This is a genomic window from Flavobacterium sp. KMS (assembly GCF_000813005.1).
GTDB lineage: Bacteria > Bacteroidota > Bacteroidia > Flavobacteriales > Flavobacteriaceae > Flavobacterium.
Genome location: NZ_JSYP01000005.1, coordinates 127,753 through 140,726 on the forward strand (window position 1 = coordinate 127,753; position 12,974 = coordinate 140,726).

Consider the following 12,974-nt stretch of genomic DNA (forward strand, 5'->3'; position numbering starts at 1 on the left):
TGATTTTTATAATCAAAAAAAAACTATTTTTGCACCTTCATAATTATAACTACACAATGAGCACAACAAAAACTATTCAATCGGCATTAATTTCAGTCTTTTCCAAAGATGGGCTTGAACCAATTGTAAGAAAACTACACGAACAAAAAGTAACACTTTACTCTACTGGAGGAACGGAAGACTTTATTAAAAACTTAGGAATTCCTGTAGTTCCTGTAGAAGACATAACTTCTTTTCCTGAAATTCTTGGTGGACGAGTTAAGACTTTACACCCGAAAATTTTTGGTGGAATCTTAAACCGTCAAGATAACGAAAGTGATGTACAACAAATGAAGGAATTTGATATTCCTCAAATTGATTTAGTAATTGTTGATTTATACCCATTCGAAAAAACAGTTGCTTCTGGAGCTAGTGAAACAGATATTATCGAGAAAATTGATATTGGTGGAATTTCATTAATCCGTGCTGCTGCAAAAAACTTTAAAGACACTACTATTGTGGCTTCGGTAAATGAGTACAGCTTATTGTTGGATTTAATTACAGAACAAAACGGAGCAACAACTCTTGAGAACAGAAGATTACTTGCTACAAAAGCATTTCATGTTTCATCTCATTATGATACTGCAATTTTCAACTATTTTAATACTGACGATACTATTTACAAAGAAAGTATTGCTGACGGACAAGTATTACGATATGGTGAAAATCCACATCAAAAAGGATTTTTCTTTGGAGATTTTGACGCAATGTTCAAAAAACTACACGGAAAAGAATTATCGTACAACAACTTACTTGATGTAGATGCTGCTGTAAACTTAATTGCAGAATTTAAAACTGACGGACCTACGTTTGCAATTTTAAAACACAATAACGCTTGTGGTTTAGCTACAAGAAAAAACATTAACGAAGCTTATTTAGCAGCTTTGGCTTGCGATCCAACATCTGCATTTGGTGGAGTTTTAATTTCTAACACAAAAATTGATTTAGCTACAGCTCAAGAAATAAATAAATTATTTTGCGAAGTAGTAATCGCTCCAAGTTATGACAATGAAGCAATTACAGTTTTAGAAGAAAAGAAAAACAGAATTATATTGGTTCAAAATGAGGTAGAATTACCTACAAGACAAGTGAGAACATGTCTAAACGGGCTTTTAGTTCAAGATAAAAATAATATTACCGACAATAAAGCGCATTTAAGAACCGTTACAATTACTGCACCTACAGAGCAAGAAGTAGAAGATTTAATATTCGCTTCAAAGATTTGTAAGAACACAAAATCGAATACAATCGTATTTGCAAAAAACGGAACTTTAATTTCATCTGGAACGGGACAAACCTCTCGAGTAGACGCTTTGGTTCAAGCAATTGACAAAGCAAAAGCATTTGGATTTGATTTAAATGGAGCTTCGATGGCAAGTGACGCATTTTTCCCTTTTCCGGATTGTGTAGAATTAGCCAAAAAAGCAGGAATTACAGCTGTAATTCAGCCAGGTGGATCAATAAAAGACGAATTAAGCATAAATTATTGCAATGAAAATAAAGTTGCAATGGTATTTACAGGAACGCGTCATTTTAAACATTAATTTGTTTAACTTTGTGCGTTACTAATTTATAACTTTTAAACCCCTAAAAAACTTATGGGATTTTTTGATTTCATGACCGAGGATATTGCGATAGACCTTGGTACCGCAAACACTTTAATCATACATAATGATAAAGTCGTTATTGACAGTCCTTCAATCGTGGCACGTGATAGAATATCAGGCAAAATCATTGCTGTTGGTAAGGAAGCCAATATGATGCAAGGTAAAACCCATGAAAACATAAAGACCATAAGGCCACTTAAAGACGGGGTTATCGCCGACTTTGATGCTTCTGAGAAAATGATCAATATGTTCATCAAAAGTATTCCTGCATTAAAAAAGAGAATGTTTACTCCTGCATTACGTATGGTGGTATGTATTCCTTCTGGAATTACTGAAGTAGAGATGCGTGCAGTAAAAGAATCGTGCGAAAGAGTAAATGGTAAAGAAGTTTATTTGATTCACGAACCAATGGCTGCGGCAATTGGTATTGGTATCGATATTATGCAACCAAAAGGAAACATGATTGTTGATATCGGTGGTGGAACAACTGAAATTGCAGTAATTGCATTAGGTGGAATTGTATGTGACAAATCGGTAAAAATTGCTGGTGACGTTTTTACAAATGATATCGTTTATTACATGCGTACACAACACAACTTATTTGTTGGAGAAAGTACTGCAGAAAAAATAAAAATTCAAATTGGAGCCGCTATCGAAGATTTAGATGGACCTCCAGAAGATATGTCAGTTCAAGGTAGAGATTTACTTACTGGTAAACCAAAACAAGTAGATGTTTCTTACCGTGAAATTGCTAAAGCATTAGACAAATCAATTCAACGAATTGAAGATGCTGTAATGGAAACATTATCTCAAACACCTCCAGAATTAGCAGCCGATATTTACAATACAGGTATCTATCTTGCAGGTGGAGGATCTATGTTAAGAGGTCTTGATAAAAGAATTTCGCAAAAAACAGATTTACCTGTTTACATTGCTGAAGATCCATTAAGAGCTGTAGTTCGTGGAACTGGAATGGCACTTAAAAACATTGCAAAATTTAAAAGTATCTTAATCAAATAAGATAAACAATTATTATATATTTCCTCAGAGCTAAAATTTATAAAACTTAGCTCTGAAGGAATTTTGAAACTTAAAGCATATCCTGAAACAAAATAACCAAGCAAGAAATGCAGCAGATATTTAATTTTATTATAAGAAACAGTAATCGGTTACTGTTTTTGCTGCTTTTAGGTATTTCGTTGGGTCTCTCCATTCAATCTCATTCTTTTCATAAAAGTAGAGTTATTAGTTCTGCTAATTTCTTGAGCGGTGGTGTTTACGAAAAAATAAACAGCGTAAATGAGTATTTGAATTTAAGAAAAGAAAACGACGAATTGGTTCTTGAAAACGCAAGACTAAAAAGTCTTTTATTTAATGCAGAAGACACTACCAAATTACCTCTTCCAGACAGCATTAAAGGCGTTAAACCTGCCGATATTATCGTTTCGAAAGTGATACATAACTCTTATAATGTACATGAAAACTACATTACCATAAACTCTGGTTCTAATGAAGGAGTTAAACCTGATATGGGAGTAATTAATAGTTTAGGAATTATAGGTATTGTAGATAATACATCTCCAAGATACGCTACTGTTGTAAGCATTCTTAATATCAAATCACAGATTAATGCCAAAATAAAGAAATCAAATCATTTTGGTTCTTTAATCTGGAATGGAAAAAGCACTGGTTTTGTTCAGTTAATAGATGTTCCCAGACTGGCTTCTGTACGTAAAGGAGACACTATTGTAACTGGTGGTCAATCGGTAATTTTCCCTGAAAATATTGGAATTGGTACTGTAGAGAATATATACACATCTAAGGAAACAAATTATTATACAATCAATGTCAAATTATTTAATGACATGACAAATTTAGGACATGTATATATTATCAAAAGTAGAGATAGAGAAGAGCTTATTAAATTAGAAAAAAGAGAAAAAGATGAATAGCGCGTTGTTAATCAATATTTCTCGATTTATCCTGCTATTGGCAGTTCAGATTATTATTTTTAATAACATGAACTTCCTTGGCTATATAAGTCCGTTTCCTTACATACTTTATATCATATTATTTCCTGTAAACGGAAACAAATCTGGTCTTATAGTATCTAGCTTTTTACTCGGCCTTGTAATGGATATGTTTTGTAATTCGGGAGGAATACACGCAACAGCTTGTTTAATTCTTGCCTATTACAGACCTTATATATTTAAATTTTCATTTGGATTGAGTTACGAATACCAAACTATAAAATTAAACGATTCTTTAACCCCTGAACGATTCTCGTTTTTATTAGTATCGGTATTATTACATCATATAATACTGTTTACATTGGAGGCTTTCCAGTTTAACTTCATTTTAGATGTTTTACTTCGTACATTATTCAGTACCATATTTACCATTATAACCTGTATCATAATAATATATCTTATTAAGCCCAACAGAAGATGAGAAAAGTTCTGCTGCCCTCTTTAATAATCATTGCAGCATCTTTGCTAGTAATTCGCATATTCTATTTACAAATTATAGACGATTCTTTTAAACTTAAATCAGAGAATAATGCTATAAAGATAAAATACGACTATCCCGAAAGAGGTTATATATACGATAGATACGGTAAATTATTAGTTGCTAATCAGGCATCTTATGATATTATGGTTATCCCTAGAGAGATAAAAAACATAGATACCTTAGAATTTTGTCAACTCTTGAATGTTACCAAAGAAGATTTTATAAAAAAAATCGAGAAGGCTAAAGTATATAGCCCTCGATTACCATCTGTATTTTTAGCACAGTTAAACAAAAGTGAATTTGCTGCTTTTCAAGAGAAAATCAGAAAATTTGAAGGTTTCTATTTCCAAAAAAGATCGTTACGTGATTATGAAGTCGATTATGGCGCTAACATTTTTGGTTTTATTACTCAGGTAAATGAAAAATTAGTTTCCAAAAACCCTTATTACAACAGTGGAGATTTAATTGGGAAACAAGGTGTAGAAGAAAGCTATGAAGATGTTTTACGCGGAATTAAAGGTGTAAAATATATTCAAAAAGACAAATACAATAGAGAAATAGGTTCCTATAAAGACGGAAAATATGACACAATCGCCGTACAAGGAGAAGACATCAACCTAACGATTGATGCTGAACTTCAAAAATACGGAGAAGAGTTAATGATTAACAAACGTGGTGGGATTGTAGCTTTAGAACCTAAAACTGGCGAAATCTTAGCTTTAGTTACTGCCCCATCTTATGATCCTGGTATTTTAGTTGGTAGACAACGTTCTAAAAACTATACTTTATTGTATCATGATTCAATTGCAAAACCATTATACGATCGTGGATTATTAGCCGAATATCCTCCAGGTTCACCATTTAAAATCCTAACAGGTTTAATTGGTTTACAGGAACAAGTAATAAACGAAAACACGACGTTTTTTTGTCACCATGGATTCAGTTATGGAAGAGGTCGTTTTATGAAATGTCATAGCCACGCACCAAACCAACAGTTACATAATGGTATTTACAATTCATGTAATACTTATTTCGCCCAGACTTACATGCTTACCATAAACAAATACAACAATCCTGCTTACGCAGTTGACATATGGAGCAACCACGTAAAAAGCTTTGGTCTAGGTCAGTTTATGGGATATGATTTACCAACAGGTAAAAAAGGAAATATACCAACCTCTAAAACATATAAGAAAATTTATCCTAACGGAGGCTGGAGAAGTACAACAATTGTATCCAACTCGATAGGTCAAGGTGAAGTTTTAATGACCCCAATTCAGTTAGCAAATATGATGGCTACAATAGCCAATCAAGGTCATTACTACACACCTCATATCATTAAAAAAATTGAGGGAGAAAAAATAGACCCTAAATTCACGACTAAACACGAAACTACGATAGACAAAAAATATTTCCCTCCTATAATCAGCGGATTATTTGATGTTTACAACCTAGGAACTGCTAGTAGGTTACGTGTTGAAGGGATTGACATTTGTGGAAAAACGGGTACTGCTGAGAATTTTGCTAAAATCAATGGCAAAAGAACACAACTTAAAGACCATTCTATATTTGTGGCATTTGCACCAAAAGACAATCCGAAAATTGCGATAGCAGTAATGATCGAAAACGGAGGATTTGGAGCAACAATTGCAGGACCTATAGCCAGTTTAATGATTGAGAAATACCTTCGTAAAAAAATCACAAGAAACGATTTAGAAATTCGCATTCTAAACACAAGCTTGAAAGACCAATATGCAAAATTAGGAGGAATGACTGAAGCTAGTTTAATAGAAACTACACCTAAAGATTCTGTTATGAGAGCAAAAATGAACAAGCCTAAACCTAAAGAAGTTAAAACAACAAAAGTAGATACAACTCAAAAAAACTAATAAAGAGATTCATTCCTGATGAAAAATCAAAGTGTAAAAAATAATATTGACTGGATAAGTGTAATCATCTATATCGCATTAGTGGTAATGGGATGGTTAAACATATACTCATCTTCTCTATCCTCTACTGATGGTACTTCTGAGAAACAGCTGATTTTTATTTTGCTTACTATCCCTTTAATTTTTGTGGTACTTTTTGTAGATGGTAAATTCTATGAAAAATATGCCAGTATCATTTTTGGAGTTGCCTTATTATCACTCGTCGGATTATTCTTTTTCGGAAAAACCATAGCAGGACAGCGTTGTTGGTATGCCATAGGAAGTTTTACTTTACAACCATCAGAGTTTACTAAATCTGCAACTGCACTTGCATTAGCAAAATACTTAAGTGATACACAAATAAACCTAAAAGACGTTAACAGGCAAATACAAGCCCTTGCAATTGTTTTTTTACCTGTAATATTAATTCTTCCTCAACCCGATCCAGGAAGTGCCTTAATATACTGTATCTTTTTAATCGTATTATATCGCGAAGGTCTTCCTTCCTGGTATATATGGACTGGCTTTATAGCAATACTTTTATTTGTATTAACTCTTGTTTTAGAACCAGAATACGTAATACTCATATCCATATTGGTTCTCCTTATAATGCACTTTAAAAGCAGGGCTGTAGATAGGAATTTCATTTTAAGTGGTATATTACTTGCACTTATATCTGGCTTCGTTTTATCTGTAGATTACGTTTTTGACAATGTCTTTAAGCAACATCACCGAGACCGTTTTAATATCTTATTAGGAAAAACAGTCGATATGAAAGGTATTGGATACAATACCAATCAATCTGAAATTGCGATTGGATCTGGCGGATGGATAGGTAAAGGTTTCTTAGAGGGAACCCAAACCAAAGGAGGATTTGTACCTGAGCAACATACCGATTACATCTTTACTACGGTAGGAGAAGAATGGGGATTTGCAGGTTCTATAGTAGTCATCGCCTTATTTGTTGGACTATTTTTAAGAGTTATTTATTTAGCCGAAAGGCAAAAAACAAAATTTAGCCGCGTATATGGATACTGTGTTGCTAGTATTTTGTTTATTCACTTTTTTGTAAATATTGCCATGGTTATTGGTATTTTTCCAACTATTGGGGTTCCACTTCCTTTCTTCTCTTATGGAGGTTCAGGATTATGGGGATTCACCATTTTGCTATTTATCTTCCTAAAAATGGATGCTAATAAAGTAAATGAGTGGTAGCTTCAACCAAATAAACTAAAAAGCCCAAGCTTTATAATCTTTATTTTTCTCTAAACTATCCTCTATTTTATCATCTAGATGGGGAAAGAAATCTATGCCTGTTAATTTTTCGATACTATCTACCGAAACTACAAACTCGTACAAAGGTCTTTCACTTTTTTCATTTGGAACTAAAAATGCAATCATTTTGTATTTTCCATTAGACTCGTCTAATAGTACTTTATAGAAATATTTAGGCACTAGCACTTTTTCTTTTCCAATTGTAGTATTCGAGTCGGTAAGAACTCCGCCAGTTACCACATAAATATCATCATATTTTACAGCCCAATAACGTACTTTTTGCTCTAGCCTATTCCAAACTCCGTCATTAAATTCGTGTATTTGTGGTGAAATATTCGAGGTTAAAAAAGTATCTTCATACGCCTTTTTATCAAACTCCATATCTCCGGCTGGACAAAGGTGCCCTTTATCATAACCCGATTTTTTGTAATTACGCCAATCCGCAGAGCCTGTAGTTACTTTTGGGTCTTCATTAAAATAAGGCCTTTTAAAATCATTATTCTTGATATAGCTTTTCTTTAACTCGTAAGCAACCCATTCTGCTTGTTCAAACTTTTCATTATACGAAAGCGTGTAATAATCATGTTTTACGATTTGATTTGTTGTAGAAGCAGGCAAGTAATCAAACTCCGTATTATCGTCTTTATATAAAGCTGTTTCACCCTTTAAACTATCTTTTACATTAGAATCAGAACTATTGCTACCACTTCCTGAATCCTTTTTGCAAGAAGAAAGAAATACAACTGCAAAACCAACTAACAAAACTCTTTTTACAATTACCATAAAATCATTATTAAAACCTTAAATAGTGCTCGCATCATTTTACAAAAACACAAATCCAAAGTTAACTAAATGAATCCAATAAAAAATGCTCCAAAAATCATGATGATTTTTGGAGCATTTTATTAATTAACTAAAAATTTAATGCTTTTACTAAGCGCTATAATTTAGAAGCTAGCTTGTCTTTCTTTGATTTACCAGGAATCGAAGATTGCCTTGCACCACTTTTAGACTGTAAATCATCTAATACATTTATAGCTTCTTCTACATATATATCTTTTGCTAAAGCTTGATGCCAGCTTTCTCTTTTCTCTTTTAAAGAAGGATCTTTGGCCATCTCTGCAGTTTCGTATGGTAACGAAGTAAACTGTAAGTTATTTTTATAATCCGTAATTGGTTTATATTTTTTAGCTTCTGCCTCTACCTCTGTTTGAGTTTTCTTGAAATCATCTATATTCAAGCTATACGTATTCTCTTTACTTTTAGTATCAATCCATTTTGCATTATCCTCTATTAATTGGAATTGAGGATTTTGTGCGATACGCATTTTACTATTTGCAATAGCTTGGTTAAAATTAGAACCATTATTCCAAACACTATATTCTGCTGGATCTATTTTATCCCATGGCATAGCATTATCAATATCACGCTCACCCATTTTTAAGTAAGCATAACGATCTGGTGCAACAATATCACTACGCACACCTTCTAGTTGTGTAGATCCACCATTGATTCTATAAAACTTTTGAGTTGTAATTTTTAAAGCTCCTAAATCTCCAAAATCACTACTACGAACAAACTGATTTAAATCGATAACATTTTGAACTGTACCTTTACCGTACGTTTGTTTACTACCAATAATAACTCCTCTTTTGTAATCCTGAATTGCAGCAGCAAGAATTTCTGAAGCCGAAGCAGAGAAACCGTTTACCATAATTACTAAAGGTCCATCCCACTCTATCTTTTTATCACGATCGTAAAGAACTTCTTTTTTTCTACCAGCAGATTTAATCTGCACTATAGGACCTTGCTCAATAAATAATCCAGCAATGTCAACAACTGTAGATAAAGATCCTCCACCGTCATCACGAACATCCAGAATAATACCGTTTACATTCTCTTTTTTAAGTCTTTCAACCTCTAGAGCAATATCTTTTCCTGCATCTCTACCATCTTTGTTTTCAAAATCGATATAGAATTTAGGCAAATAAATTACACCATATTTCAATCCGTTTTTATCTACAATACTAGATTTAGCATACGTTTCTTCTATCTCTACAATATCTCTGATGATAGAAATTACTTTAATAGTTCCGTCTACTTTTTTAACTGTAAGGCGAACTTCTGTTCCTTTATGTCCTTTGATTTTCTTAACTACATCGTCAAGACGCATACCCACAACATCTACAGGTTCATCAGTCCCCTGTCCTACTTTTATAATTAAATCACCTGCTTCTAATTCTTTACCTCTCCAAGCTGGTCCGCCTGAAATAAGTTCTGAAATTTCAGTAAAGTCATTTTTCTTTTGCAGCTTAGCACCAATACCTTCAAGTTTACCACTGATATTAACGTCAAAACGTTCTTTTTCTTCTGGTGCAAAATAACTTGTATGTGGATCAAAACGAGCCATGATAGAGTTTACATAAACTGAAAACCAATCACTTCTATCTAAATCTTTAATAAAACCAAAATATTCATCTAATGATTTTAATGAATTATCTCTAGTTTCTTTTTCTAAAGCCTCAAATGTTTTTGCTTTATAAGCTGGGTCTTTTACTTTCTTTTCGTCTTCGATATTCTCTTTGGTTACAAGAGAAGATAGTGTAGATAACTTAATTTGTTTTCTCCACTTCTCTACCAATTCGGCAGGAGTTTTTGCGTAAGGCGAATGCTCGTAATCTGTACTAAAAGTTTCGTTTACTTTATAGTTAAACGGATGAGCTAAAATAAGTTTGTATCTCTTTTTTCCCTCTTCCATTCTTTTCATCAAACGCGCATAAGTAAGATTAAAGAAAGTTAAATCTTTATTTACAAATTGATCATCTAATTGCAACTCATATCTAGAAAATTCATCGATATCTGCTTGCAAGAAAAATCTTTTGGATGGATCCAATGCTTCGATATAATCCTTATAAACTCCTTTAGAAAACTCATCGTTCATAACAGGAGGATTATAATGTCCTTTCTCGATTACAAAGGCAAGTAATTCCAAAAGCATCTTATCTTTATTCGGGTCTGGGTCTATACCTTTATCGCTATTAATTTTAAATGCAAACAATGTAGCAGATAAACAAATAACGGCTAGGATAATTTTATAATTTCGTTTCATAAATTTAATAATAGCATTCATCAATTTTTTAATCTAATTTACGGTAAAAACTATGCCAACAAAGTACGAGTCGTATAATTTTTTGTTAAAGATATAAATATAGTTTTTCTTTCAATTAATTAAAAGCGCGAAGTTCGCAAATTTAAGATATTTTGTTACTATTTTAAGAAAACCAGTTACTACATTTGCTAATAAAAACCCTACATACCTAATTTTTCCTTTATATTTTACAAAATGAATTCAAAAAAACCTTTGATCTTAGTAACTAATGACGATGGCGTTTCGGCTCCCGGAATTAGAGCTTTAATTAGTGTAATGTCTCAAATTGGCGAAGTTGTAGTTGTAGCGCCAGACAAACCACAAAGCGCAATGGGTCATGCCATCACTATAAACAGTACTTTATACCTAAATAAATTATCTAAAGAAGGAGATTTAGTTACAGAATACAGCTGTTCTGGAACTCCGGTAGATTGTGTAAAACTAGCAGTAAACGAAATTCTAAAACGCAAACCAGATTTATGTGTTTCGGGAGTAAACCACGGATCAAACTCCTCTATAAATATAATATATTCAGGAACTATGAGTGCAGCTGTTGAAGCTGGTATCGAAGGAATTCCTGCAATAGGCTTCTCCTTATTAGATTATGACTGGAATGCAGATTTTGAAAGCATAAAATCTTTTATCAAAAAAATCACTCTTGAAACTCTAGAAAACAAATTACCTGAAGGAGTAGTTTTAAACGTGAACTTTCCGAAATTAAAAGAGAATGAAATCAAGGGAATTAAAATTTGTCGTCAAGCGAAAGCACAATGGATGGAAAAATTCGATAAGAGAAAAACCCCATCTGGTAAAGATTACTACTGGCTTTCGGGCGAATTTGTAAACCAGGATAAAGGCGAAGATACTGATGAATGGGCATTAGAAAATGGTTACATATCTGTAGTACCTGTACAATTTGACTTAACGGCTCATCATACAATGCAACAACTTAATACATGGAAATGGAATGAATAATTCAAGAAATAAAAAAGATTTACTTATAGGTTTTATCATAGGACTGATGGCTTCTTTATTAGGAAGCTTTCTCTTTCTAACTTTACTTACTGATTTTGATGTTTCGAACGGAATGGAAAGCATCCGAATCATCAAAAATTACGGATATCTGGGCAAAGTAATTACTCTGGGTTCTATTTTATCCTTAGTAGCATTTGGTGTATTTTTAAAACAAAACAAAGAATTTAGAGCAAGAGGTGTTGTTTTGGCTGTTATCATATTAGCACTTCTCACTTTATTAATTTAATTTATCTTTGCAATTATAAAGAAATTGTCATTCTCAATTTAATGACAACTTAGATAACTACCATTCGCAAAAACAAAAACATGAAATACTACATTATTGCAGGAGAAGCCTCAGGCGATTTACATGGTTCAAATTTGATGAAAGCCTTATATAAAGAAGACCCAAACGCCGATATTCGTTTTTGGGGAGGTGACTTAATGCAAAAAACTGGCGGAACATTGGTAAAACATTACCGTGAGCTCGCTTTTATGGGTTTTATTGAAGTTATCTTTAATTTAAAAACAATACTAAGTAATATTTCTTTTTGCAAAAAAGACATCTCACAATTTAAACCAGATGTATTAATTTTTATCGATTATCCTGGTTTTAATATGCGTATTGCAAAATGGGCAAAAGCACTGAATTATAAAACTCATTATTATATTTCTCCACAAATTTGGGCTTGGAAAGAAAGTCGTATTACAAGTATTAAACACGATATCGATAAGATGTTTGTAATCTTACCTTTCGAAAAAAGTTTTTACGAAGACAAACATCATTTTCCAGTAGAATTTGTTGGACACCCACTAATTGATGCTATTCATAACCAGCCTTCATTTGACGAAACGACATTCCGAAAAGAAAATAATTTAAGCGATAAACCTATTATTGCCATATTACCAGGAAGTCGCAAACAGGAAATTACCAAAATGCTTTCGGTTATGCTAAGCGTTGTAAATGATTTTAAAGAGTATCAGTTTGTTATTGCTGGCGCTCCTAGTCAGGATTATTCTTTCTACCAACACTTTATTACTAACGAGAACATAAAGTTTGTATCAAATAAAACATATGCTCTATTGCAATCTTCTACAGCAGCTTTAGTTACATCAGGAACGGCAACTCTGGAAACGGCACTTTTTAAGGTTCCCGAAGTAGTTTGCTACAAAGGTAGTTGGGCATCATACCAAATCGCAAAACGTATTATTACGCTTAAATATATTTCGTTGGTAAATTTAATTATGGATAAAGAAGTAGTTACCGAACTTATTCAAGATGATTGCACTCCTAAACGAATTAATGAAGAATTAAATAAAATACTTGAACCTAATTACCGCAAAACACTTTTGCATAATTATGATTTATTAGAAGAAAAACTTGGAGGAATTGGTGCCAGTGAAAAAACGGCAAAATTAATCGTAGCCGATTTACAAAAATAGTCCATCGGC

Annotated in this window: 11 protein-coding genes; 9 read left to right on the forward strand and 2 right to left on the reverse strand. The window is 32.8% G+C overall.

What is annotated here, in order from left to right; genetic code table 11:
- The first annotated feature begins 56 nt into the window (after nt 1–56).
- From purH to rodA, 6 genes are all read left to right on the forward strand, one after another.
- Nucleotides 57–1,583 carry a bifunctional phosphoribosylaminoimidazolecarboxamide formyltransferase/IMP cyclohydrolase gene (purH, locus tag OA93_RS07375; RefSeq protein WP_039112496.1) on the forward strand — a complete coding sequence of 509 codons (1,527 nt, stop codon included), beginning with the start codon at nt 57–59 and terminating at the stop codon, nt 1,581–1,583.
- 54 nt (nt 1,584–1,637) lie between these two features.
- A complete protein-coding gene (locus tag OA93_RS07380; RefSeq protein WP_007804822.1) occupies nt 1,638–2,666 on the forward strand; it encodes a rod shape-determining protein in 1,029 nt (342 codons plus the stop codon).
- Between the two features lie 107 nt (nt 2,667–2,773).
- Nucleotides 2,774–3,598, forward strand: coding sequence for a rod shape-determining protein MreC (gene mreC / locus OA93_RS07385; protein ID WP_039112497.1), 825 nt, complete (start codon nt 2,774–2,776; stop codon nt 3,596–3,598).
- A complete protein-coding gene (locus tag OA93_RS24455; RefSeq protein WP_082001792.1) occupies nt 3,591–4,097 on the forward strand; it encodes a rod shape-determining protein MreD in 507 nt (168 codons plus the stop codon). Before mreC ends, OA93_RS24455 begins: the two co-directional genes overlap by 8 nt.
- Complete coding sequence (gene mrdA / locus OA93_RS07390) at nt 4,094–6,046, forward strand: penicillin-binding protein 2 (protein WP_039112498.1); 1,953 nt, start codon at nt 4,094–4,096, stop codon at nt 6,044–6,046. The genes OA93_RS24455 and mrdA overlap by 4 nt, the downstream gene beginning before the upstream one ends.
- Before the next feature lie 18 nt (nt 6,047–6,064).
- Nucleotides 6,065–7,300: a rod shape-determining protein RodA gene (gene rodA / locus OA93_RS07395; protein ID WP_039112499.1), complete on the forward strand. Its 1,236-nt coding sequence runs from the start codon at nt 6,065–6,067 to the stop codon at nt 7,298–7,300.
- A 15-nt stretch (nt 7,301–7,315) separates the two neighbouring features.
- Here the strand turns inward: rodA and OA93_RS07400 are convergent, their stop codons facing one another.
- Nucleotides 7,316–8,143, reverse strand: coding sequence for a DNA/RNA non-specific endonuclease (locus OA93_RS07400; protein WP_039112500.1), 828 nt, complete (start codon nt 8,141–8,143; stop codon nt 7,316–7,318).
- A 157-nt stretch (nt 8,144–8,300) separates the two neighbouring features.
- Nucleotides 8,301–10,490: a carboxy terminal-processing peptidase gene (locus OA93_RS07405; RefSeq protein ID WP_039112501.1), complete on the reverse strand. Its 2,190-nt coding sequence runs from the start codon at nt 10,488–10,490 to the stop codon at nt 8,301–8,303.
- A 213-nt stretch (nt 10,491–10,703) separates the two neighbouring features.
- Between OA93_RS07405 and surE the strand changes: the two genes are divergently transcribed.
- From surE to lpxB, 3 genes are all read left to right on the forward strand, one after another.
- The gene (gene surE, locus OA93_RS07410; RefSeq protein WP_039112502.1) at nt 10,704–11,483 is read left to right on the forward strand and encodes a 5'/3'-nucleotidase SurE; all 780 of its coding nucleotides are present in this window, start codon (nt 10,704–10,706) and stop codon (nt 11,481–11,483) included.
- Nucleotides 11,476–11,769 carry a hypothetical protein gene (locus tag OA93_RS07415; protein WP_039112503.1) on the forward strand — a complete coding sequence of 98 codons (294 nt, stop codon included), beginning with the start codon at nt 11,476–11,478 and terminating at the stop codon, nt 11,767–11,769. The genes surE and OA93_RS07415 overlap by 8 nt, the downstream gene beginning before the upstream one ends.
- Nucleotides 11,770–11,849: 80 nt before the next feature.
- A complete protein-coding gene (gene lpxB, locus OA93_RS07420; RefSeq protein WP_039112504.1) occupies nt 11,850–12,965 on the forward strand; it encodes a lipid-A-disaccharide synthase in 1,116 nt (371 codons plus the stop codon).
- Nucleotides 12,966–12,974: the final 9 nt, after the last annotated feature.